The organism is Brevibacillus brevis, from assembly GCF_022026395.1.
Taxonomy (GTDB): domain Bacteria; phylum Bacillota; class Bacilli; order Brevibacillales; family Brevibacillaceae; genus Brevibacillus.
The window spans coordinates 1,016,420-1,040,533 of the sequence record NZ_CP041767.1; the positions used below are offsets into that span (position 1 = coordinate 1,016,420).

The 24,114-nt window shown below is 45.3% G+C and carries 25 protein-coding genes; 14 read left to right on the forward strand and 11 right to left on the reverse strand.

Annotation, left to right across the window (positions count from 1 at the left end):
• The first annotated feature begins 54 nt into the window (after positions 1–54).
• Positions 55–717 (forward strand): futalosine hydrolase, encoded by a 663-nt coding sequence (locus tag FO446_RS05150; protein WP_237900044.1) that lies wholly within the window; start codon positions 55–57, stop codon positions 715–717.
• Positions 714–1,559, forward strand: coding sequence for a 1,4-dihydroxy-6-naphtoate synthase (locus FO446_RS05155; protein ID WP_173611332.1), 846 nt, complete (start codon positions 714–716; stop codon positions 1,557–1,559). The genes FO446_RS05150 and FO446_RS05155 overlap by 4 nt, the downstream gene beginning before the upstream one ends.
• A gap of 65 nt (positions 1,560–1,624) precedes the next feature.
• On the opposite strand, the gene FO446_RS05160 is transcribed toward FO446_RS05155, so the two are convergent.
• Entirely contained in the window at positions 1,625–2,161 is a 537-nt protein-coding gene (locus tag FO446_RS05160) for a superoxide dismutase family protein (RefSeq protein WP_237900046.1), read from the reverse strand.
• A 157-nt stretch (positions 2,162–2,318) separates the two neighbouring features.
• Between FO446_RS05160 and FO446_RS05165 the strand changes: the two genes are divergently transcribed.
• The 6 genes from FO446_RS05165 to FO446_RS05190 all read left to right on the forward strand — a co-directional run bounded on the left by FO446_RS05165 (position 2,319) and on the right by FO446_RS05190 (position 8,792).
• Complete coding sequence (locus tag FO446_RS05165; RefSeq protein ID WP_173611334.1) at positions 2,319–2,996, forward strand: response regulator transcription factor; 678 nt, start codon at positions 2,319–2,321, stop codon at positions 2,994–2,996.
• Entirely contained in the window at positions 2,993–4,432 is a 1,440-nt protein-coding gene (locus FO446_RS05170; protein ID WP_173611335.1) for a sensor histidine kinase, read from the forward strand. Before FO446_RS05165 ends, FO446_RS05170 begins: the two co-directional genes overlap by 4 nt.
• 114 nt (positions 4,433–4,546) lie before the next feature.
• Positions 4,547–5,635 (forward strand): Fe(3+) ABC transporter substrate-binding protein, encoded by a 1,089-nt coding sequence (locus FO446_RS05175; RefSeq protein WP_237900048.1) that lies wholly within the window; start codon positions 4,547–4,549, stop codon positions 5,633–5,635.
• A gap of 2 nt (positions 5,636–5,637) precedes the next feature.
• Positions 5,638–7,293, forward strand: a complete 1,656-nt coding sequence (locus FO446_RS05180) for an ABC transporter permease (RefSeq protein WP_237900050.1) — start codon at positions 5,638–5,640, stop codon at positions 7,291–7,293.
• Complete coding sequence (locus tag FO446_RS05185) at positions 7,290–7,931, forward strand: ABC transporter ATP-binding protein (protein WP_237900052.1); 642 nt, start codon at positions 7,290–7,292, stop codon at positions 7,929–7,931. The genes FO446_RS05180 and FO446_RS05185 overlap by 4 nt, the downstream gene beginning before the upstream one ends.
• 135 nt (positions 7,932–8,066) lie before the next feature.
• Positions 8,067–8,792, forward strand: coding sequence for a DsbA family oxidoreductase (locus FO446_RS05190; protein ID WP_173611339.1), 726 nt, complete (start codon positions 8,067–8,069; stop codon positions 8,790–8,792).
• A 138-nt stretch (positions 8,793–8,930) separates the two neighbouring features.
• On the opposite strand, the gene FO446_RS05195 is transcribed toward FO446_RS05190, so the two are convergent.
• Complete coding sequence (locus FO446_RS05195) at positions 8,931–9,263, reverse strand: hypothetical protein (RefSeq protein ID WP_064203004.1); 333 nt, start codon at positions 9,261–9,263, stop codon at positions 8,931–8,933.
• A gap of 321 nt (positions 9,264–9,584) precedes the next feature.
• Here FO446_RS05195 and FO446_RS05200 point away from each other — a divergent pair, with 321 nt between their 5' ends.
• Genes FO446_RS05200 through FO446_RS05210 form a run of 3 tightly spaced genes read left to right on the forward strand, consistent with a single transcriptional unit; the run spans position 9,585 to position 13,213 of the window.
• Positions 9,585–11,111: a YcdB/YcdC domain-containing protein gene (locus tag FO446_RS05200; protein WP_232774394.1), complete on the forward strand. Its 1,527-nt coding sequence runs from the start codon at positions 9,585–9,587 to the stop codon at positions 11,109–11,111.
• 16 nt (positions 11,112–11,127) lie between these two features.
• Complete coding sequence (locus FO446_RS05205) at positions 11,128–11,667, forward strand: RNA polymerase sigma factor (RefSeq protein WP_173611341.1); 540 nt, start codon at positions 11,128–11,130, stop codon at positions 11,665–11,667.
• Positions 11,651–13,213 (forward strand): YcdB/YcdC domain-containing protein, encoded by a 1,563-nt coding sequence (locus tag FO446_RS05210; RefSeq protein WP_232774393.1) that lies wholly within the window; start codon positions 11,651–11,653, stop codon positions 13,211–13,213. Before FO446_RS05205 ends, FO446_RS05210 begins: the two co-directional genes overlap by 17 nt.
• 82 nt (positions 13,214–13,295) lie before the next feature.
• Here FO446_RS05210 and FO446_RS05215 read toward each other — a convergent pair whose 3' ends face one another.
• Together FO446_RS05215 and FO446_RS05220 are read right to left on the reverse strand one after the other, a co-directional pair.
• Positions 13,296–13,868: a hypothetical protein gene (locus FO446_RS05215; RefSeq protein ID WP_232774392.1), complete on the reverse strand. Its 573-nt coding sequence runs from the start codon at positions 13,866–13,868 to the stop codon at positions 13,296–13,298.
• Between the two features lie 16 nt (positions 13,869–13,884).
• Positions 13,885–14,676, reverse strand: a complete 792-nt coding sequence (locus FO446_RS05220; protein ID WP_237900054.1) for an aminoglycoside adenylyltransferase domain-containing protein — start codon at positions 14,674–14,676, stop codon at positions 13,885–13,887.
• Between the two features lie 161 nt (positions 14,677–14,837).
• Here FO446_RS05220 and FO446_RS05225 point away from each other — a divergent pair, with 161 nt between their 5' ends.
• From FO446_RS05225 to FO446_RS05235, 3 genes are all read left to right on the forward strand, one after another.
• Positions 14,838–15,761 carry a GNAT family N-acetyltransferase gene (locus tag FO446_RS05225; RefSeq protein WP_237900056.1) on the forward strand — a complete coding sequence of 308 codons (924 nt, stop codon included), beginning with the start codon at positions 14,838–14,840 and terminating at the stop codon, positions 15,759–15,761.
• 166 nt (positions 15,762–15,927) lie between these two features.
• Positions 15,928–16,671: a suppressor of fused domain protein gene (locus FO446_RS05230; protein WP_173611346.1), complete on the forward strand. Its 744-nt coding sequence runs from the start codon at positions 15,928–15,930 to the stop codon at positions 16,669–16,671.
• An 88-nt stretch (positions 16,672–16,759) separates the two neighbouring features.
• Positions 16,760–17,221, forward strand: coding sequence for a GNAT family N-acetyltransferase (locus FO446_RS05235; protein WP_237900058.1), 462 nt, complete (start codon positions 16,760–16,762; stop codon positions 17,219–17,221).
• Between the two features lie 83 nt (positions 17,222–17,304).
• On the opposite strand, the gene FO446_RS05240 is transcribed toward FO446_RS05235, so the two are convergent.
• From FO446_RS05240 to FO446_RS05270, 7 genes are all read right to left on the reverse strand, one after another.
• Entirely contained in the window at positions 17,305–18,225 is a 921-nt protein-coding gene (locus FO446_RS05240; protein WP_237900060.1) for a hypothetical protein, read from the reverse strand.
• Between the two features lie 142 nt (positions 18,226–18,367).
• Positions 18,368–18,898, reverse strand: coding sequence for an RNA polymerase sigma factor (locus tag FO446_RS05245; protein ID WP_173611349.1), 531 nt, complete (start codon positions 18,896–18,898; stop codon positions 18,368–18,370).
• Between the two features lie 111 nt (positions 18,899–19,009).
• Positions 19,010–19,594: a hypothetical protein gene (locus FO446_RS05250; RefSeq protein WP_173611350.1), complete on the reverse strand. Its 585-nt coding sequence runs from the start codon at positions 19,592–19,594 to the stop codon at positions 19,010–19,012.
• A 149-nt stretch (positions 19,595–19,743) separates the two neighbouring features.
• On the reverse strand, positions 19,744–20,535 hold the full coding sequence (locus tag FO446_RS05255) for a TatD family hydrolase (RefSeq protein WP_173611351.1): 792 nt from the start codon (positions 20,533–20,535) through the stop codon (positions 19,744–19,746).
• Between the two features lie 158 nt (positions 20,536–20,693).
• Entirely contained in the window at positions 20,694–21,086 is a 393-nt protein-coding gene (locus FO446_RS05260; RefSeq protein WP_173611352.1) for a DUF1259 domain-containing protein, read from the reverse strand.
• 95 nt (positions 21,087–21,181) lie between these two features.
• Entirely contained in the window at positions 21,182–21,619 is a 438-nt protein-coding gene (locus FO446_RS05265) for a hypothetical protein (RefSeq protein WP_173611353.1), read from the reverse strand.
• 168 nt (positions 21,620–21,787) lie between these two features.
• Positions 21,788–24,112 carry an ABC transporter permease gene (locus FO446_RS05270; RefSeq protein ID WP_173611433.1) on the reverse strand — a complete coding sequence of 775 codons (2,325 nt, stop codon included), beginning with the start codon at positions 24,110–24,112 and terminating at the stop codon, positions 21,788–21,790.
• Positions 24,113–24,114: the final 2 nt, after the last annotated feature.

Below are 24,114 nucleotides of genomic sequence, written 5' to 3' on the forward strand. Positions count from 1 at the left end.
CAAAAAGTAGCGATAACGTGGAAGGTGGAAAGCGGTTGAAAGGAGCCAGGGCAAATGATTTTGTCACAACAATATAGAAGCATTTTGGTCGTGACCTCCGTTGACGCAGAACGGGATGCAGTGATGCGCGGCCTTCAAGGAGATGAGCGATTCATTGTTATCGCTGGGGGAGTAGGGCCGGCAGCAGCCGCAGCGAGTACGGCCAGAGCACTTGCAATCGCGGACTACGATCTCGTCATTTGTGCAGGTATATGCGGTGGATTCGTGGGACAAGCAGAGATTGGGTCGCTGGTTGTCGCAACTGAGATTATTTGTGCCGATTTGGGTGCAGAAACGCCTGAGGGCTTTTGCAGTGTGGACGAGCTCGGATTTGGATCAGCTCGGGTAAGTGTTGATCAGGAGTTGGTCGAACAGCTGGCCAATTCCATGAAAGAGGCAGGCTTGGTCGCCAAAAAAGGCATCATCCTCACACTATCCACCGTGACGGGAACAGCGGAAACAGCGACGGCTTTGGCACAGCGGATGCCAGAAGCACTAGCTGAAGCGATGGAGGGGTACGGCGTTGCGACTGCTGCCGAGTCTGCTGGACGACCTGTTCTGGAAATTCGCACGGTATCGAATGCAATTGGACCGCGGGATAAATCCGCTTGGCGGATAAAAGATGCGTTGGAATCTCTGGAAAAGGGAAGCTCTGTACTACGGGAGGTACTATCATGAAAATTGCATTTTCACCATGTCCGAATGACACTTTTGTTTTTCATGCCTGGGCACATGATTTGATTCCGGGAGCGCCAAAGCTCGATATTATGTATGCAGATATCGATATTACGAATACGCTTGCTGCACAGGGAGAAGGCCCAGAAGTAATGAAAATCTCCTATGCGGCATTGCCATGGGTGATGGACAACTACTCGTTGCTCCCTTGCGGTGGTGCACTGGGCAGAGGATGCGGGCCACTCGTTTTGACGCAAGGAAATTCTGGCCAGAGCGCGAATGATCCAGCACGCCTGTCCAACAAACGGGTAGCGGTTCCGAGTGAGCGCTCCACAGCTTATCTACTGTTCCGGCTCTGGGCTGCACAAAATGTCCCGGGTGGTGTAGGGGAGATCGTCGTCATGCCGTTTCATGAGATTATGCCTGCTGTACGTGACGGCAAGATCGATGCAGGACTCGTAATCCACGAGGCTCGTTTTACGTATCAAAACTACGGGCTGTCTCTCATGACTGACTTGGGCAACTGGTGGGAGTCTGATACCAATCTGCCGATTCCACTGGGTGCCATTATTGCGAAAAAATCAATGGACATCGAGGCTCTGACCAATTGGACGCGCTCCTCTGTGGAATATGCGTGGGCGAATCCAACTGCGTCACAAGAATATGTCATGTCCCATGCCCAGGAGTTATCCCTGGAGGTAGCGCAAGCGCATATTAACTTGTACGTGAATGAATTTACGAGAAATTTGGGTAACGATGGTTATGCAGCTGTCGAGGCGTTGCTCGGTCGTGCAGCCGAAGAAGGGCTTGTACCGGCATTTGATTTGTCGACATTACGGCGCTAGCTAATTCAATAATGCGAGGGGGGCAGCTAACCATGGTTGCCCCCTTTTCCTGTTCGAGGGAAGCGTTATCCAGCGTAGATCAATCCACATGCCAGGCGTTTTCCGCTATTTCCTGCCGGCTGTGAATGGAAGTCATCCGGACTTTGATGGATGATCAAGCTTCTGCCGACGACATCTGCTGCACTGATTTTGTTTGTGAAAAAAGTCATTCGTGCATAGCCGTCATTGGAAAACAGCACGGGGAAGTCGCCGACGTGGTTGCCATGTGGTTGTTGTGTAGGGTTCCAATGACTGCCTGCTGCGGTAAAAGGATCTTCCCGATTTCCTACCGTGCAGACGCCATGCTCATGCAAATGAAAACCAAATGGCCCGATTTGCTGCTGATTGCCAGTGGCTGGCTGGAAAGCGGGGAGGCCGCTGACTTCGACGAACACTTCGGTGCCGTAGGGGACATCGGTAAAAACAACGTAGCCGTGCAGGTTCGGTGCCAGTGGACCACCCTGAATTTCGGCAAAAGATTGTCCTGTTCTCCGTCCATGTTGGGAGGACACGGCTCGCAAGTCATGTTCATATGGGTATTCATAAGGCTGATATCCATACATGTTATACACCACCTTACTTCATGAACCAGTTTGACATATTTTATGTAAGTGATGGGCGTATGGTTACTGGGCTGGGTAGGAGAACATTGACGTTGATAATTATTTTCATCTACAATCAGGTGGAATTCCCCGGCATGGGCAAAAGGGTGGGCAAAACGTGAAAAGAGTGTTGCTGATAGAAGATGAGATCAATATGGCCCGATTTATTGAACTGGAGCTGCGCTACGAATCGTTTGCGATTACAGTCGCGCATGATGGACATAAAGGACTCGAGCTCGCTTTGCAGGAAGAATGGGATGTCATATTATTGGACGTCATGCTTCCGGGGCTTGATGGTATTGCGGTTTGTCAAAAAATACGCAGCGTGAAAAAAACGCCGATAATTATGCTGACAGCCAGAGACAGTATTACGGACCGCGTCTCAGGCTTGGACAGTGGGGCCGATGATTATATTCCGAAGCCATTCGCGATTGAGGAGCTGTTGGCACGCATACGCGTCGTGTTCCGCCGTCAGGAAGAACAGGAGAATGTCCCCCGAACCATGCTCGCGCATCGAGGGCTGGTGGTCCATATGGAGGGACGTATCGTCACCAAAAATAATCAACCTGTCGAGCTGACCAAACGGGAGTACGATTTGCTCGTGACGTTTATGAAAAACATCAATCGAGTCCTGCCTCGCGAGGTGCTGCTCGATACTGTATGGGGTTTCGAGGCGGCTGTCGAGACCAATGTTGTCGATGTATATGTTCGGTATTTGCGCAATAAAATCGATTCCCCCAATGAGGACAGCTATATCTCGACTGTACGCGGGATTGGCTACGTGATGCGAAAATGAGAGGACCATCGAGATTTTTAAAGCTCCCGATCAAATGGAAGCTGACACTCTGGTCGTCGCTTCTGCTTTTTCTTGTATTCATTGGCTATAATGGCTTCCAATACTTTTTTGTAGAGAAGTGGATGTTTAATCAGGAAGAGCAGGTTGTGCAGCAGACAATGCGAGAATTTCTTAACTACGCATTGGAAAAAGAGCAATCTTTTGAGGGCGAGGACCTCACAGAGCTGCGCAGCTTCCTGGAGAAAATCAATCAACGAAACCAGATGATTCGTATTCTGGACGAAGAGGGTAATCCGATTGTTGTCGTATCGGAAAATTTTCAAGATATCACACTGCCACCGCTTCCGCCTGTTCAGTCGATTCGCACCCAGACCCAAGAAGTGCGTGGTGACCTATTGATCATGAGCAGTCCGCTTACGATCTTTCAATTTAACGGGACAGTGATGATTCTGAAGAATATGAAAGAGTTTGGGCAGTTGAGTGGTGCGCTCTTTCAGGTCATGGCTATTGGATGCTTCACTGCTGTGATTATAAGCGGTCTGGGTGGCAGATTGCTCGCGAGGCAGTTACTTCGACCCCTGCAATCGATGAATGAAACGATGAGCAACGTCCGGCAAAAAGGATTCCATGAACGTGTGCAGTTTCACGATAATCAGGATGAGATTGCGACCTTGATGAAAATGTTCAATAAAATGATGGATCAGGTGGAGCGTTCCTTTTTGCAGCAGAGACAATTCGTCGAAGATGCCTCACATGAGCTGCGGACGCCGATTGCGATTATCGAAGGGCATCTGGGAATGCTCCGGCGCTGGGGTAAACATGATCCGGCTGTTTTGGAGGAATCCTTGCAGACATCGGTTCAAGAGCTCGCCAGATTAAAAGGACTGGTGCAGGAGCTGCTCGCTTTGACGAGAGCGGAGCATGTGGAGGTAGAAGAGGATGTCGCGCTCCATGAGCCGGATCGAGCTGTCTATCACATCGTCAAGAAATTCGCCATGATTCAGCCGACATTTACGATTGAGCAAGAACTTGCGCCTTTGGCTGGAGAAATTCTGGCCATATCGGAAGAACACTTGGAGCAAGTGCTACTGATCCTTTTGGATAATGCGGTCAAGTATTCCGGGGAGAGCAGGAGAGTCTGCGTGAGGGCCAAGGTGGAAGAAACGGTAGCCTGTATGGAAATCATCGATGAAGGAATCGGCATACCCGAGCAGGATTTGCCGTATGTCTTGGACCGGTTGTATCGGGTAGACAAAGCAAGAAGCAGCGGGGAGAGCGGGTATGGACTCGGACTTGCCATCGCCAAACGATTGCTCACGCGTTACAACGGTATCATAACGATTCAGAGTGTGGAGCAGAAAGGGACGACTGTGTCTATTTTTGTGCCGCTTCGTTCAGCGAATTTCAACCGATCCGCATCTCAAATAAAAAATTGAGGATGTTTTTTTATTTTCACAGCATTTTCTCATTTTTGTTCGATACAATAAGCCTTGTCAATTGGCAATGATATTCATTATCAATAATCAGTGCGATAGAGAGGGAGAATCAAAATGAGAAAAAAATCGATGCTGGCGGTCATGCTGAGTACGATGCTGACGATGCCTTTACTTGCTGCATGCGGAAACGGCGCGAATACTGCCCAGCCGCAAACAGAAGCGCCAAAGGCACAGGAGCCGGCTGCCACAGAGCAAGTCGTGAACGTATTTACTGCGCGTCATTATGATATTGATAGCAAATTGTTCGCTGAATTTACCAAGCAAACAGGCATCAAGGTAAATGAAGTGAAGGGCACAGCAGAAGAGCTGGTTGAGCGCTTGAAGCGTGAAGGGGAGAGCTCCGAAGCGGATTTGTTCATCACGGTTGACGGTGGAGTTCTGAACTACGCGAAGCAAAATGGCGTTCTGCAACCGATTCAATCTGCTGAAGTAGAGAAAAAAGTACCGAAAGAGCTGCGTGATCCTGACAACCAATGGATCGGTATGGCTACCCGTGCGCGAGTAATCGTCTATGCGAAAGATCGCGTGAAGCCAGAGCAGCTGTCTACGTATGAAGATTTGGCTACAGATAAATGGAAAGGCAAAGTATTGGTACGCTCTTCTTCCAACCTGTACAACCAGTCACTCGTTGCTTCTTTTATAGAGCTGAATGGCGAGCAGGCTGCTTTGGATTGGGCAAAAGGTCTTGTAAACAATTTCGCGCGCAAGCCTGAAGGTGGAGATCGCGATCAGGCAAAGGCTGTCGTTGCCAAAGTCGGTGACGTTGCGATCATGAACACCTACTATGTTGGGCAAATGCTGAACTCCAAAGATGCAGAGGAAGTAAAAGTCGCGCAAAACATCGGCGTTTTCTTCCCGAACCAAGAAACGACAGGCACACACTTGAACATCAGCGGTATTGGTTTGACCAAGCACGCGAAAAACAAGGACAATGCCGTGAAGTTGATTGAGTTCGTCACAGGGAAAGAGGCTCAAACGATGCTGACAAACGGAAGCTACGAGTTCCCTGTCAATGCAGAGGCTGACAAGCCTGCTCTTTTGAAAGAGTGGGGAGAATTCAAAACGCAAAAGCTCGACTTTGCCAAGCTCGGTGAGTATAACAAAAAAGCGGTAGAACTGCTGAATCAAGCAGGTTGGAAATAAGCATGACGGGGGCACTTTTGCGTAGAAGCCTGAGACGAAAACTGAACGGGTGGGTAACGCTGAGCGTGATAGGGGCCTTTTTGGCCCTTCTCCCGTCTCTTTATATTTTTTTTGGACTCTTTCAAAAACAGAATGAAAACTGGCAGCATATCCAAGAGTACATGCTGCTGGATTACGCGCTGCAATCGTTATGGCTCGTGCTCGGTACCGGAGCCTGTACGATCATCGTAGGTGTGACCTTGGCCTGGCTGGTCGCTGCTTACGATTTTCCATTGCGTCGCTTTTTTTCATTTGCTTTCGTGCTGCCGCTGGCGATTCCTCCGTACATCGCAGCATACACGTACGGCTCCATGCTCAGCTATACGGGGAGTATCCAGACGTTTTTGCGCGATGCATTCGGATTGACGCTCGATCAACGCTACTTTGACATCATGTCGATGAAGGGCGCTATTTTTATTTTTACGTTGTTTTTGTTCCCGTACGTCTATTTGATTACGAAAACCTTTCTTGAAAAACAGAGTGCTGTGTTCATTGAAAATGCCAGATTGCTCGGAAAAAACCAAACACATATCTTTTTTCGCATCGTCCTGCCTATGTCGCAGGCAGCCATCGTCGGTGGAGCCAGTCTTGTGGCATTTGAAGTGCTCAATGATTTTGGAGTGACGAAGCATTTTGGGATTCAGTCTTTTTCAGCGGCGATTTTCAAGACGTGGTTTGGCATGTATGACGTGGAATCGGCCATTCGTTTGTCCGCCTGGCTCATGACCTTGATTATCGGGATCTTTATCGTTGAGCGACTCGTGCGTAAGCGGAAAAAATACAGCTCGCCTACGAACAGGAGCACGCCGCTTACACGCAGAAAATTGCGCGGAATCACGATGTACGCTGCCGTAATCTTCGGATTGGTTATTGTTTCATTTTCGTTTGTGATCCCTGTTGGGCAGTTGATTGTCTGGGCGACGTGGACGTATGGGGAAGTGTTGAACGAGACCTTCTGGAAGCTCTTGAGCAATACGCTGTTCATCTCTTGTATCTCGATCACCATCTTGATGCTGCTCGCGGTAATCGTTGCGAATGTCATCCGATTCTCCCGAGGCTCGATATTTGCTGTGGCACTGACGCGCTTGATTTCCATGGGCTATTCTATTCCGGGCGCAGTCTTGTCTATTGGAGTAATGGCGGTGATGATGTCCGTAGATAAAGAACTGAGTTCCTTCTATAGCTGGCTGGGCTTGGGCGCAAACAAGCTGGTACTCAGCATGTCTTTGTTCATGCTGACGTTTGCCTACATCATCCGCTTCCTTGCAGTTGGATTCAATGCAGTCGAAGCGGGGTTTGAGAAGACGGGAAACCGCTATTCAGAAGCGGCACGTATGCTCGGGATGAGCATGACACGGACCTTTTTTAAAGTGGATTTGCCTTTAATCAAAGGGGCTGTACTCACCGGTTTTATCTTGGTGTTCATGGAAATCGTGAAGGAATTGCCGCTTACCTTGCTTCTTCGTCCCTATAACTTCGAGACGCTGGCAACAAAGGCGTATCAATATGCGAGCGACGAACAAATTCACCAGGCCGCGATTCCTTCGCTCTGTATCATTGCGGTGGGAATCGTCTCCGTTATTTTCTATCACTGGTTAGGAGAGAGACAGGCAAAATGACTTTTTTTGAAGTGAAAAACCTGACGTTTGGTTATGCAAGCGGGAATGGCAGCGTCATCCGGGATTTTTGCTTGCAGATGGAGCAAGGGGAAGTTGTTGGGCTACTCGGAAATAGCGGTTGTGGAAAAAGTACATTGCTTCGCTTGATAGCCGGACTGGAGTCCCCGAAGAGCGGGCGCATCCAGATCGATGGAAAAGTATTGGTCGATCAGGGGCAGTTTGTGGAGCCAGAGCAACGCGGGATCGGCATGATTTTTCAAGACTATGCGCTGTTTCCGCATTTGACTGTCGAGCAAAACATCTTGTTCGGTCTGCATCGATTGTCCAAAGCAGAGCGTCTGGTTCGTTTGAAAGAGATGCTGGCACTCGTGCAGCTCGAAGGCTACGGCAAGCGATATCCACATGAGCTGAGCGGGGGACAGCAGCAGCGTGTCGCATTTGCGCGTGCACTGGCGCCTAGGCCGGCGATCTTGCTGATGGATGAGCCATTCAGTAATCTGGATGCCGAGCTCAAAACGAAAATACGCGATGACTTGAAGCGAATGCTGCGAGCTGCCAAGATGACGTCGATCCTGGTCACACATGACAAAGCAGATGCGGAAACGATTTGTGATCGCATCATTCGCATGACTTGCTAAGGGCAAAGTGCAGCTTTCAGCCTCCAAAGTGCATAGTCGTACCGTGTGTTGTTGTATAATGTGCGTACGACGAAATTTGCAGTGTGCGGTTTGCTGTCTTTTGGTCAGCTCCGTTCAAATAGAGGAGGATGTAACATGAAAATTGAAATTTGGTCTGATTTTGCCTGCCCGTTTTGCTATATCGGAAAGCGCCGTCTGGAAGGAGCGCTGTCTCAATTTCCGCATAAGGATCAAGTAGAGGTCGTATATCGCAGCTTCCAGCTCGACCCGCAGATGGAACGCGATACCGATATGGACATGCATGAAGTACTGGCAGCCAAGTATAGCATTCCACTCGCACAAGCGAAGGGGATGAATGACCAGGTTACCCAAATGGCAAAAGGTGTGGGTCTTGATTATCATTTTGACACGATGATCCCGACCAATACATTTGATGCGCACCGCTTGACGCACTTTGCCCACGCTCATGGAAAAATGAAGGAAATGAAGGAGCGACTGCTCAAGGCGTACTTTACCGAATCACTTCATCTCGGTGACCACGAGGTGCTGGCACAGCTTGCTTCTGAGGTGGGCTTGGACAAGGAAGCGACGCTCGCCATGCTGGCAGGAGACGAATACAGAGAGGAAGTACAAGAGGACAAACAAAGAGGCAACGATTTGGGTGTCACGGGCGTACCGTTCTTTGTCATCAATAACAAATATGCAGTCTCTGGCGCGCAGCCAGGTGAAGTCTTTTTGGGAGCATTGAACCAGGTATGGGAAGAAGAAAGCGCAGCTCCTGCTCTGAAATTCGTGCAGAACGACGAGAAAAAAGATGAGCAATCCGGCGACAATTGCGCAGATGGCTCCTGCAAAATATAAGCGACGCAAAACGAATAACTCAATGTTAGACCCTTAATGCTGTAAATTGGTTATGTTGTTGGTGCTACCCTTACAGCAAAATCTCAAAAGCCGATCCTCCTTAAATGAAGGGGAATCGGCTTTTCTCATCGCTTGAAATCACTGAATAACGAGATTATTTCCTAATACTGTGAACTGTTTACCAATATTAGAAGCAAATAGGGATGAAGCAGCGCTAACGCTTCCAATTTGCTTGCCAGAGCTGAAGTCATGACTTCCTTGTAGAGTAATATTCTCGAGACCAAAAAAGAAAAGTGTCAATGTGAGCATTGCCGTATTCTGCGCTTCAGTTCCCTGATGCACGGTTCGCTTCGTACTCGCGTAATTGGCTACATGGTTATTTCCCTCAAAGACTTTACCACCTTCATATTGCCACCCACCAGCAGAGTCATCCACATTCGTCAGACTGAGTCGATTTAATGTCAGGTTCATATTAGTTACCTCCCGTAGTCGCCTTGTGCCTTGTTTCTACTGGTCATCATATGCCCTGGGTGCCCAAAGTTGTCGGTATAACATGCCTATTTCCATATAACTCATCATTTGTTATTAAATGGATAATTTTAATCCCCTTTCAGGTCTCACTATCTGCTCCGTTTCTTTGGTGGGCCCTAACAACTCGTTATAGTCTATTTTCGTTGGGAAAATTTTCTTTCCATCTGAAACAAAAAGGGAACTCATTCGAATAATGGACAGAGCGAAAAATAGCTGGGGCCCCAGCATCACTATCCAAAAAGAGTGAGGAATGAACGAACCATGAATAAATGGACGAAAAGCGTATTGGCAATCATGACAGCGAGTCTGGCTGTTACGACACCCATCAGTTCTATGGCGGCAAAAGAATCGAGCGTAACGGTGCAGGGAGCGAGCAAAGGTGATGGTGCAATCGATGAGAAGCTGATCAGGAAGATCGAAAAGTCTGTTGAGAGACTCGTTCAAGTTGTGCCTTATCTAAGGAACTACCCGATCACCGAATTTGAGATGAACGCAGAAACATCCCGGATTGAAGTGAAAAAGTATCAAACGAAGGAAAAGAAAGCTCCCTTTGTGAGAATGCATGTCGATCAAAATTCAGGTGAAGTAAAATTTTTCAGCCACATCACAGGCAAAGAAGGTTTCTCTTCCACCTACCCCCTAGAGGATGCGAAGAAAAAGGCAACGGAGTTCATGAAGCAATGGTATGGCGAGGATATGGCGGACTATCAGTTGGATCAGGAAGCCTCTAATCGTAATTCTTCGATTTTGTTTCGCAAAATGGTAAATGGGATTCCGTTCCGCAATGACACACTGAATTTCGCCATCAATAGCGAAGGGCAAATTCAGCATCTGGCCAAAGGCGACGGGGATGCAGATCCAATGGAAATGGAACAGGATATCAGCAAAATTCAATTCGCTGATCCCAATAAGGTGCATCCAAAAGAAAAGGTAGAAGCGATGTTTGCATCTGCTATGAAGCCTTACTACGGACAAAGTGCAGATGGGCAAAGCTACAGGTTCTTATACACCCCTTCTTTCGAGGAAATCAATGCGAGCACCGGAGCTGAACGGTCAGCCAAACCAAATGAAAAAATCATTCAGTTCCAACCAAAAGCAAAGCAAACAATCATCAAATCAAAAGAAGAGGCTGTAGCTTTCTTGACAGCTAAGACAGGATACAATCCTACAAAAGGGCGTGCAACTTTTCAGGAAGAGAGCAATCCGAAAACCGGAATCACCAACTATTTGTGGATGACGGAGGAGGAGGTCATCGCCAATATTTTCTTCGAAACCAAGACAGGAAAGGTCACGAATTATCAAGTATTGGATACAAAGCGGAAAAGTGAAGCAGACAAAAAGCTGAACGAAGAGCAGGCGCTAAAAGCTGCCGTGGAAGCCATGTCTGAGTTCCTTCCTCTTACCGATAAAGAAATGGCCGTCACTGCGAATCGATATGAACCCGATCAAAATTTGTACAACTTTGACTTTACCGTGCTTCATCAGGGGTATCCGGTAGATGGTATGCTTCGACAGGCGCACGTAGATGCAGCTACGGGAAAAGCAACTTTACTAGATTGGAGAGTCTCTCAAACGATCAAGCTCCCGGATATCAAGAACGCTATGACAAAAGAGGAAGCAGCCAAGAAGTTTCTTAAAAAATATCCGCTGAAGCTGTATTACTCCTTAAATGAGGAAAATAAAAACATGGCCGAGCTCGTTTATATTTCTCCACTCGTTTCTAACGAAGAAATCGATGCGCTAACCGGCGAATTCTACACCTATGGAGAAGAGATAGAAACCGAGTAAGAAAGGGGGAAGCCTGTTGTCTGGGGAGTTGGCGGAACGAATTGGGGTTATTTACGAGGCTCACTATGATGACATCTACTATTTTTTGCTCTACTTTACGGGCAGACAAGAAGATGCAGAAGACATGGTGCAGGAAGTATTTTCACGACTGTTAAAAATTTTGCCGAGGTACGATGGTCGGGTCGCCATGAAGACATGGCTATTTTCCATCGCCAAGCATGTCGCGATTGATCATTACCGCAAACAAAAGTGGCAGCGTTTGTTCTCAGACAACTGGTTGGCCCTCATGAAGTCTACGGAGGGCCTTCCAGAAGAGGAGCTTGCGACAAAAGAAGAGATGCATAGTATTCAACGGGCATTGCAACAGTTGAAGCCCGATCAGCGCATCATAGTAATTTTTCGCTATATAAAGGAGTACAGTGTCAAGGAAACAGCCGAGATTTTGGCGATTCCAGAGACAAAAGTGAGAGTGGACTGTCACAGGGGACTAAAAGCGTTGCAGAAAATACTCGGCAACGTTTGCGAGGAGAGGATTGCTAATGAGTTTGCCAGATGAAAACCACATAGTTGAATTACTGAATCACGTCAGGCAGGAGAGCAACCCACCTCGTCAAGTGTGGAAGCAGATGGGCAAGGAGAGACTCATTCGTGAGGCGTATCGAATGGAGCAAGCAGCGAAGATCAAGCGAGTTGTCGCGGGAGCTGGTTCCCTTGCAGCAGCCGTATTCATGGGTGTTTGGCTGAGCTATGATTCAGCGCAGAAGCCATCTGTTGATACGCAAACAACCATCTCACCTCCAGCCGTCATAACAGCTACGCCACCGCTTGCTACGCCTTCTCCTCCAGTGGAAAGCAAGGCTAAGCCACAGCAGGAGCAGGAAGCTATCCCAAAAGCAGGCAACAAAATCGTTCAAAACCAAACGGCTACACGTGATACTCTACAGCCGCAGTCCGTAGCCGAGGAGCCTGCAAGGAACCCAACAGATAGGAGTCAACCCACATCAACACGTGAGAAATCACCATTGGAAGATCAGGCAGTGGCCTATTTGCAAAAGAAGCTGGGAGCACAGAGCAAACAGTTTGAAGTGGATTATGTTCACTCGAATTTGGCCCAGGGAGAAGTGGCTTTTCGCAAAATCATCAATGGCATTCCTCTTCAGGAGAATAGTGCGACAGTTCGTATCTCCCCAAAAACGGGGGAAATGACCTTGCTTCTTTACCCTGATCTCGAAGATAGTGGCGTAGCATCACAGCCTGCCAATCGTGAAGGGACAATCGACAAGAAGAAGGCTGCCCAACAGCTGGGGAGTACGCTTCGCCTCGTTTATGCAGGAAAGAAACAACCAGAGCTTCAATATGTAGTAGCATCAGATGTTTTTGTGCAAGCGAAAACAGGCAAGCTGATCAGCCAAGCGGGAGCAGAGAAAAAGTCCGTTGCTGTTTCAGGACAAGGAAAACCACTCGTGCTGAAAACTTCTGGTGAGGTGGCAAAGCTGCTTGAGCGCAAGTTGGGCATAAAGGTGGAACAAAAAGCATTCATCGGTGTAAATCCGCACGGTATTTCATATTCCTGGAACGATGGGCAGGGCAACGGCGTTTCTGTTGAGACGACAGATGACGGAGCATTTCTCGGGTATTCACGGATGACTACAGATGAACGTAAGTACCAACGAGAAACGACCTACGAACAGGCACAAGCAATGGCGATAGCCCACCTGGAGAAATTCCTCCCCGCCAATGTTCGTGAGCTGTCATTGGAAGCGTCGCAAGAGTCACCTAGCACCATTCAGTTTACCTTTGCACCGAAGGTCAACGGGATTCCCGTCATGGATCATCCTTATAAAGTGGCTGTCGAGCTGGCTAGCGGGCTTGTTACCGAGCTTACGGGCAATTTTTCGGATTTATCATGGGTACAAACCGATCAGACAGCAAAAACGCTCTCCAAGGAAGAGGCACTTGATCAATTTGTGCAACATGCTCCATTGGAACTCGTGTACTTGCCCGCGGAAAAAGGGGCAGAGCCAGTACTTGCTTACCAAATCCGCCGGGATTCAGAACAGCCATGGGCAATAGAAGCCTCGACAGGTAAGGTCATCAACTAAAAAGCAAGCAACTTATCTCCAGAAAAGATGCTTCATGGAGGTAAGTTGCTTTACTGGTTCGAGAACGGTCGATGCGAAGCCTTTAGCGGGACAGCAGGGGATAACTCGCGTGCACATGTTGTTTGAAGCTTTCATAATCCGAGGCATGTATATGAGAGTCGTGGTCGCTTATACATACATGCTTCATGCAAAGGCGCTGAGCGAACCGATTGCCTGCTTCTGTGATATTATCCATGATGATCGATTGGATACGGCAGCCACTCTGCTCGACATGAGCCAGTACATCGAGATAATGATGTAGCATCATGCGCAAGGCAGGGCTTTTCCGATAAGAATGATCGACAATGACACAGGACAGAAAATAATAAACTTGCTCGGGAGAAGTCGTTAAATCCTCGATATCCGCGGTCGTCATCAGGCTGTCTTTAAATGTCCCTTGTGCAATTTGCAGGTAAATATGCGGCTTGACGGGAAGCAGGTTCATAAAAGCAATGATGCGCCCATTCTCTTCGATCGCAACGACCGAATCGGGACGAAACAAATACCAATTGTAGCTCTCTTGGTACGGTGTAATAAATTCAGCATCGTAGTATTGAAGCTCGAGTTGTTCCATTTGTTTAAAATGCTCAAGCTGCAAATGCTCCATGATCTTCATAAGCCAATCTCCTTCTTTATTCCGTATGACTAGGCGACAATTCACAGATATAGCGAATAAATCTCTGGGTTTCCTTTGCCCGCTTGAATCTGTTCGAAAATAAAGATGGTTCATTTGGGTGGTAGCGTATTCGCAAGGATTCTTTCAGCAAGGGATGCCATTCACTGGGAAGCTCTTGCAAAGCCTGTTCTACGGCTTTTCTTTTCGGAATAATGCTCTCATGGATGAGCGCGTAATAGATTCGGCTTAAGGTGAAAACGGCGAATTCTACCCACTCATCGAGCATGAATTTTACCATGCTTTTTCCTTTCGGCGCCCAATAATCATGGACATTGTATTTCATCGTTTCCCCGACATCCAACCATTGGGTAGGGATGTGTAATGCTTCAACACTTCTCCCCATAACGGTAATGCCCCGTTGCTTGAGGATCCACCACGTCACATGATTGACATCATAGTGGCCGGATGATTTGAATGTCCCATTGTCAACGTAAGGATAAGGCTCCAGGGATGGATTGGCTTTTCCGACGTCATCCAGCTGGATATACATGCCGTCCATTCTTTTAGCGAATGGGTTGGTGTTTTGCAGAGCCTGATGAATGTTCTTGAGCGTTTCTATTTCAGCATTCGTTAATCCTCTATGCAAAAGTGTTACAAAATCAATATCGCTGTTATCTTCCTCGAAGCCAGATAGAGCAATAGAACCATACAAATACACACCGTAGATGACAGTAGGCAGTTCAGTCATAAGTCGTTGCGTATAGTCGTGTACGAAAGGTCTAATGCTTTCCGGGATTCTCGTGTCCATAAGCAAGCTCCTTTTTGAAGATCAAGATTAGCTGAACTCGCTAGGTATTTCCATCGTTTTCATACCCCAGTATAATCCATATGACAACAACTGTTAAAGGAGGCGTTTATTGTGATGGAGCAAATGCTAACAAAGGGCAAAATTTTGAAAGGGGTATAAAGGTGAGGCAATTTTCAACTGACGTTATTATTCGGAATTTTCAAAAGGAAGACTTCCCGTTACTTGGCGAACTATATCAAGCTGTTACTGCAAAAGAAAACGCGACGTTTTGGTGGGTCGGTGAAGAAGCAAATTGGTGTAATGTTTATTGTGCATTTGAAAATGGAAAAATGATCGCGAAGGGGCAAGTCAGTATCATAAATACGATCCCTCCCGGACGTTCAGAAGAAAACAAGCATTCAATCTACGTGAATCTAAAAACGCTCCCGGAACGAGACGATGACGCCGAATTGCTAGAAAAGGTGTACCAGCATCTTCTGCAAAGAGCTCTGCAATTAAAAGAAACGTTGCCAGCTACGTACCAAACGATGCTATGTGTCGGCAACGATTCATCTGAAACAAAGAACAACCGATTTTTCACTCAAATGGGCTACAAGCATTTGAATAGCTTGTATCAGATGAAACGCGATTTACTAGAACCTATTCCTGTGTTAACGCTGGACGAAGGCTTTGATTTTTCATATTGGAAAATGGAGAGCTCAGGGGAAGAAAAAGATTACTTGAATGTGGAAGCCACGATCTGGCCGGATGCTCCGTTAGGACATGAACGATTGTCTGAATACAAGAGTAAAGCGCTCTGGACATCAATGGTGATTCGTTATAACAATACGATAGCTGCGGGCTTGATGGCATGGCGAGAGGAAGAAGATGGAGTAATCGAGGATGTTTTCGTACAAGAACCTTGGCGGAAGCGTGGATTTGCGAAGTTTTTACTGGCACAAGCATTGGAGTATCTAAAATCGCATGAGCTGAAATCCGCGTATCTCATGGTTGAAACGAGGAATATATCAGCCTTGTCTCTATACAAATCGGTTGGATTCAAGGTAGATAAAGAAGAGATCAGGTATTATACAGAATGGAAATAAGAAAGACGAAAAGAGGGAGCGCTAGCGAGGCTTCCCTCTTTTTTATGCAAGTTGATTCGGAATTCTCTTGCAAGAAATACATAGATAAGGTAAAACATGGGTGTATCTTAAGCCGATACAATAGAGAGGACCAAGCGTCTGAATGATAAGAAGGTGAGGATCTGCGATGAACTTTTTCAAAAAGCTATTCGGCGGTACAAACAACGGAGAAAAGTCAAAAGACGGTACTACGATTTACACATATAACGAACAAGCTGATTATGAACCCCCAGCTCCCATGGAATATGTAGAAGAAATCGTTGCCCACTTTGAAAAGGTATTTGCCGGAAGAGAAAGCAATGTTTTTCACGAAATTATTTCCGATACGATCCATATTGATGTGAATGTGATGAGCCCTACAGAAGAAGAGCCATTTTGGGTTCTGTATACGAATGGGATGAGTGATCTGCCGATGACGATCCCGGATGAAATACAGGAGCAGATGGAAGAGAATATTGAGCGAGCAGAACTGATGATATTTTTGCCGGCTTCCTGGGAACTGACACAAGAGTCGCTAGAGGATGAAAATAACTACTGGCCAATTAGACTGATGAAAATGCTGGCACGGTTTCCTCACCAGTACAATACATGGTTGGGATACGGGCATACGATACCGAATTATCAGGAATATGAACCGTATGCGGATGGCACGGGTTTAAATGGAGTCGTTCTGTTTCAGCTATCAGAGGAAATCAGTGTCATTCCCACCAAGGACGGGAACAAGATTCATACCTATTTCTTGATTCCTTTGTATAAAGAAGAGATGGAATATAAATTGGAGCATGGCATGGATGCGCTTTTGGATAAATTGTTTGAGCTGGAAGATGATGCGCTGATTTTGAATCCGAATAGAAGAAATACGTGCAAGTAAAAATATACGAATTCCCGACCCCTTTTTACTAAAGGGGTTTTTTGTAAGATGTTACAATAATCACACAAAAATCAGTTGGAGGCAAACGATGATTCATTTTCGAGTCGCAACAGCAAAAGACCTGAATAGAATTGTTCAAATGCTTGCGGATGATGAATTAGGCAAGACGAGAGAGCGTTACGAAACTCCGCTACCAGAAAGTTACATAAAAGCGTTTGAATCCATTGACGCAGATCCCAATAACGAATTGATTGTGGCGTGCCGGGATGAGGAAATTATTGGTGTCCTTCAGATTACGTTTACTCCTTATCTGACACATCAAGGTAGCTGGAGAGCGACGATTGAGGGGGTTCGGATAGCATCTACGGAAAGGGGTCAAGGAGTTGGGAGCGAGTTAATTGAATGGGCGATTGAACGGGCGAAAGAGAGGGGCTGCCATCTGTGTCAACTAACGACAGATAAACAACGAGAAGATGCGTTGCACTTTTATGAACGCTTAGGATTTAAAGCGACGCATGAGGGGCTGAAAATGAAGCTGTCCATCGACTAACAAAAGTACGATGGAAAAGGAAAACGGGTTCCATATACGTAATATAGAACCCGTTTTCCTCTGCTATGACCGAGCCAAGTCGCCTATTCGATTTCAATTCGATTAATATCACCAACATCCAAATTTCCAAGCTGTATGGAGAAACTTGGTTTCCCCGGACTTCTCAAAATATAGCCGCCCCAGTCCCGACCGCCGTAAGCCGTATATCCAGAGATATCTACGCCAAAAATGTCCTGAATAAGTGGCTTGGTTACAGGGATGACTTCATTTAGTGCTTTGATTTTATAGTTTTCTGCTCCATGGCTCACTTCATACACTTGACCTGTTTTTGCCCCGATCATTACTTCATATTTCTTTTGTTTATTCATGAGCAACCATTTCTCTTCACGTTCATCTGAACGTTTTTGGGCCTGGGTAAAGGAAAGATTTTTTTCATTGGATAAACGGGTCAAAGCTGTTTGCGCCATGGAGATGATCTTTTGATCGACGTCTTCTAGGTTGTAATATAATATGAAATCAGACACTTTATTTGTTGGGAGATCGACTATGACATATTGTTTGTCATCTGTCCAAAAGGAAAAATATGCTTCCTTCTCACTTTTGAAAAAACCGGTATTTTGGAAGGTAACCTGTTGCTTCGTATCCTTAAATGCTTCTTGTGCAGTCTCTACATATGTATGATAGGACTTCGGTAATTCGTTGATCGCAAACCTCGCAAAGACGGTAAGAACCTCAGTGGTACCAGGCTTAAAAGTGACGATGGCTTCTCGGGTTTCTTGATTCTTTGCCTGTACCCTATAGGAGTCTGCGCCTTTCTCAATCTCTCCAAATGAGAAGGTCTTTTGAATGCCACTCGCATCTTGTACGGCTTTTTGAGCAGCTGCAAAATACGTTTGTTCTTCAGGATTCAAGGCTGAACTGCTCGTTGATTCTGCTGGTGCAGAAAATGGTTTCAACCAGAAAAAACCGAGCAATAGGCCGCAGGTGATCAGCCCTTTTGCCATCCATCCATAGTACATTTTTCGTTTGTTCACTTTTTGAAGTTTACCTCCTTCTTCTCGCACACCTTCTAATATTGCTTGGCTTCGTTCTCGGGAAAGGATTTGCTCCGGGAATTGATTCAATTCTTCCAGAATGATCTGCTCCTCACATGATGGCATCGTTCATCACCTCCGCAATCGAAACATTTCGTTTGTTTTGAATCGACTTTATCGCTCTATGCATCGTGAGATTGACCTTGGATTCGCTCCAGCCCAACACCTCTGCAGTCTCCTTGCTCGATAGTCCTTTGATCCCTCTTAGTATCAACACATCCCGATAAGAAGACTTTAATTGATTGATCATTTCATAGAGCAAACGCTTATTTTCACTTAACATCAGCGACTCTTCCGGAGTTTTGTCGTGCGAAACGAGATGCTGCAAGAAGATTTCCGGCAACCATCTGAGTAGCTTTGTTTTGCGTCTTTCATCAATGGCTACGTTTCGTGCTATGGCAAACAGCCACGTTTTGGGATTCTCAACCTCTGTTGCCTGCATAGCTTTGAGGGCACGAATAAAGGTCTCCTGCACCAGATCGTCGATGTCTGTTCGTCCTGTATAATAGACCAGGAAACGATAAACATCTTGGCTGTATGAGTGAAACCATTGCTCAATTCGTGCGCCAGTATGATCCTCCACTGGTGTTCCACCTCCTTGTCACTGTATAGACGGAAAAGCTGCTGACAATCTTTCACTTTCAAAATAAAAAAGTGGAACGCAGATAATTCGCGTCCCACTACAATAGTGGTCCTAGCCCATAAATGTGATTTCTATTCGCATGTTAAACCGATCGGTAACGACCCAGCCTGCTGGAATCTGTTGATTATACCTGATCCATAGCTTCGCTCCCTTTGGCGCTCTTTGAATGCTCGTAATTTCAAATTTATCCGTCGTACTATCTGTAATGACCCATCCTTGCGGCACGATTTGATTGTTCCGCATCCACAGTTTATCACCGTAACCTGCGCCTTGTGTATAAATCATTTGAAGAGAAGTACCACTGCTATCTATAACAGCCCATCCATCAGGAATCCGTTGGTTGTACTTGATCCAGAGTGTCGCTCGGTACGTAGCCCCAATCACGCATGTAATTTCGAATTGGGTACTAGTACTGTCGGTAATTACCCAGCCTTGTGGGACTAGTTGATTGTTCTTGATCCACATTTTCGCTCCATAAGAAGAGCTCGCTGATAAGGATTGCTTTAGTGATGCATGGGATGAAATATTTTGTTCGGACGATTTCAAAAGCGTTGGTTCTGCAGCCTGAGTAGGAAGTGTGAAAGACATCACAACGAATAAAAGACCGAGACTTGAAACCATACTTTTTTTTAGCATAAACAAACCACCTCTCTTTTCTGATATCCATTATTTGTAATTTAAATCTATTTTTAACAATCGTAAAGCGGCGTTTTTGTGAAATGCTCTCTATTCACTGCCTTGTCACAAAATGAAAAAGAGGGCATTAGCCCTCTTTAGAAAACTACCTATACGTTAAAAAATTCTTTCGCAGTCTTGGTAGTAGCGCTGGCCACTTCTTCAGGGCTCAATCCCATGCATTGTGCGACCGCGTGCAATATATGTCTCAAATAAATTGGCTCATTCCGGCCATCCACAGGCTTTTCTTTCAAATCACGAGGGGTTAAAAATGGCGCGTCTGTTTCAATCATCAAACGATTCAGGGGAATCTTTCTGACAAGCTCTCGAAGATGCTTCCCGCGTCGTTCATCACAAATCCATCCCGTAATCCCGATATGGAAGTCCATCTCTAAATAGGTTTCCAATTCCTTGGAGGTTCCGGTAAAGCAGTGTACAACCCCACGATTGATATTTTGACGATGCTCTTTGAAGATCGAGACAAAATCAAGGTGAGCATCGCGTTCATGTAAAAACAACGGCAGTTGAAGTTCTGTGGCCAGGGAGATTTGTTCGATGAACCACTTTCTTTGGATATCACGCGGGGAGAAGTCGCGGTTATAATCCAGCCCGCACTCTCCAATCGCTACCACATGGGGAAGCGATGCCAGTTCTCTCAATTTCTTGATCGTCGATTCATCACAGCTTTTTGCATCGTGAGGATGAATACCTGCCGTAGTGTACAGCTTTCCTTTGGAGCGACTCGCATATCGTGAGGCATCCAAACTGTTTCTCAAGCTTGTCCCTGTCAAAATTAACGGGTATATTCCTTGTTTCTCTGCTCTCGCAACGACCTCATCGCGGTCTTGGTGAAAGGAGCGGTGCATCAGGTTTACGCCTATATCGATGATCTGTGTATCCAAGAGAATCCATCCTTCCTAGTAGGAGGTTTGAGTGAGTACTGATTTTTCACTAAAATCCCTATTTTTGGTTGTTTTTCATTATAGCTGATGGAGCAGTTAGGTTCTATAGACGAAAAATCCTCCCTGCCGTGACAGAGAGGACTCGTTTCTTTCTATTCTCATGAAGGAATGGCATCCAATGCTCGCCTTACTTTTCTTGCGAAAGCCAGAGGTCTATCGACTGCTTCTATATTTACATAAATCAAGCGGGGACGATCGAATAACCATTCATTATGGATAGACGAGACTTTTATGCCTTGCTTCCGAATGGTTGTAATGAACGGATTGACTTCTTTCTGCAAGAAGGCAGCTCTCCCTAAGCAAAGCGCTTTGCCCGTTTTTGGATTCAAGGATTCAAATGAAAAAGAAGAAGTTACGCGAAATCTTTTCCCCAAAATAGTCGATTTTATTTGATTGCGATTGATGGTTGAGACACATTTTCCGCCGGCAAAACCGGATTGCCCCCTAATAATTCTGGAGAACTGCTCACAAAGCGAGACTTTTTTGGGCATTCCTCATTTCCTCCCTGTTTTTGTTTATCGTATGAAGACAGGTCCAGGATGGAAACGGATGACGGCCTATTACCCAAAGTATAAGATTTTATAGCTCAACCAAAAATCTGCTTATAAATCAAATCAGCATTCTCTTTCTTTACAAACTTTCGAACCTTGCCTTCTTTATCGATAAATGCCCAACGATAGCCCCATTGTGCATCTTCCTCTGGCGTTGGTTTGTATGCAAACACTCCTTTGTTTGAGCCTTTCCAATCAGATTCCGGTCCATATTGATTGTATTGCATCAATGCATGTTCTTTATAAACGTACTTTCTAAGAGTCTGTTCTTTATCCAAAAAGGCCCAGCGGTAACCCCATTGCGCTTCTTCCTCTGGCGTCGGTGTGTAAGAAAATACTCCTGGTGGATAAAGATTTAAATGACTTGTAGATTCACTTATCTTTGCTGCTGCTGTAGGTACTGTATAACTTACGACTCCTGTTGCTACCATTGTAGCTAGGAACATTGCGCTCATGGCTTTTTTGTTAATCATAGAAATCCTCCTTTGATAGTAAATGTAAAATATTGGACATACGTATAATATAATAGAAATAAAAGGGAATTAAAACAGATGAATCCATATTTTCGAATAAATCACACAGCTTATCCTTTAACATAGATCAGACATAAGACAGGCGTGTAAAGCAGTTGGTCAATAGCTTTAGTCCACTCCCTTTAATGATTCAATCATATTGATGTTGGATACTTTTCTTTGAAGTAGCAAGTTGGACAGAATCGTAAGCAAGTAGGCAAGAACAACAGAAACCAACAGGCTAGGAATCGTTAATTGATCCGGGATTTGTTGATGGGTACTGGACAGTGCCTTGACGATCATGGAATAAACATAACCACTTATCGGTAAAGCAACAAGAATCGCAAATGTAGTGAGTATCAGGTTTTCAAAAAAGATGAGTCGGTTTATTTTATGTTTTTGATAGCCTAATACCTTAAGTGTTGCAAGCTCGCGACTCCTTTCATAAATGTTGATGGAAGAGATCGAGTATATCGCGCCAAAAGAGAGGATGACGGCACAAACAATAAACATGATAAATACAAAATTGTTTTGTTTCAAAATATATTCAGCGGTTTTCTTTAGATCATCGCTATCTGAAATGGTTTCAACATGAGAATCTTGCTCAAAGAAGTTACGAACACTTATAAGATCTGCAGAGCTATTTGCTTCAACGAAAAGTGAGGTTGGACTGTAGTCAATGCCAAAGCTCTTTAAATAGTCTGGTGTGATATAAAACGAAGGGTTCGAATACTGCGTAGAGATATGGAAAACCTTCATGTCTACAGTTTTATTTTTATGCTCGGGTGTATCGAACGTTATTTGGATGGTAACTCCTGCAGCAATGTGATATTTGTCTGCGTAGGATTTTGGTACGAGCACACCGTTGTTTTCCAAAGTGATCCGATTATCATTTTCGTCAAAGTAATGAATGAGCGTGTTTTCTTTTTCGGTAACAACGAGAGTGGCATTATTTTTTTCATCACCTTTTATGAATTCAACAGGAAAGGTGGATAAATAATAATGATTTTTCATGCCAGAGGGGAGTTTTATCATATCCATAGATGTTCCCAGTGTATAATCGACTCGTAAATCATACGTATAGACATCTTCAATTTGGCTAGCTACTTTTTGCAACGCGGATTGAGTGCCAAAAGCGGTGATCAATAGGACCGTGCTTACAACGACACCAGTGGAGCTCGCTAAAGCTTTTTGTTTATTGAGGAAAATATTTCTCAAAATGAGTTTGTAGCTATAGGAGATATGACTCCAAATACCCGGAAATCTTTCTATCAGTAGCGTTTTCATCTTCTTTGGCGGTTTAGGACGCATAGCCTGAGCCGCACGTTCTTTTAATATGGTTCTACCACTTACGTAACACGCTAGGATTCCAAATGCACTCGAGAAAATAATGGGAGGAATAAAAGAATAGAAAGAAAGGGAGTAAGTAATGCCAGGCAGAGAGTAGGCTCTTGCACTCGATGCCGTTACGAATGGGACAAATACAAGAGCGGCAATTGCACAACCGATGATGGAGCCTATGAGGCCTGCCAGCACAGGGTATCCCATGTAATGAAGCATGATGTAACTGTTTTTGATACCTAAAGCCTTCATAATCCCTACTTGAGTTCTTTGAGAATCAATCATTCTCGACATGGTAAGAAACAGGATAATAGCGACAATCAAAAAGAGAACGAAAGGGATGACCATACTCATCAATTTATTATTCTGGATCGTTTCATTTATTTTCGAATAGCTGAAAGTCCGTTCTTTGCTTACTTGATTTACATAAGGAAGGTGTTTGGATTGTGCTTCAATGGATTGACCTAATTTGTCAATATCGTAGCCTTCTGTAGCATCGATCATGATTTCATTATAGGAAAGGTCACCGAAGATTTCAGAAATGGTCTCTTCGGCAATATAAGCGACTCCGAAGGTTTTATGGTCTTGTATTTCGTTCTTTTTGGCATGTTCGACATTCTCACCCAAGCCGCTAATGGTAAATGTAAAATTTTTTTCATTCGCACGAATACTGATTTCATCACCGACTTGAAAAAGATGTTCTTTCGCATAACGAGAATCCAATAATATCTCATTCTTTTTGGTCGGGATTTTGCCCTCAATCATAGCAATCGTGTTAATTTCGTTTTTGATAGGGATGGAATGAATTTTCAAAGAAGCTTTATCACCTTCAAAGGTTTGTGTGGCATCAAAAGTATAGCGTCCTTCTATTTTTTTAATGCCTTCTATTTTACTTAAAACAGCGACATCATTTTGGGAAATTTGATCGTAATATACATACAGGTCGCTTAGGTTATGTTCTTGAAAATAGCCTTCTGTATAAGCACTAAGATTATTGCTATAAGTTACGAGCCCCCCATAGAAAAAGGCTCCTACTGCGATAACCAAAACAAAGGCGATGAATTGCCCGATCGATTGTTTGATATCCCTTACTACTTTTAAAAATAATTTCATCA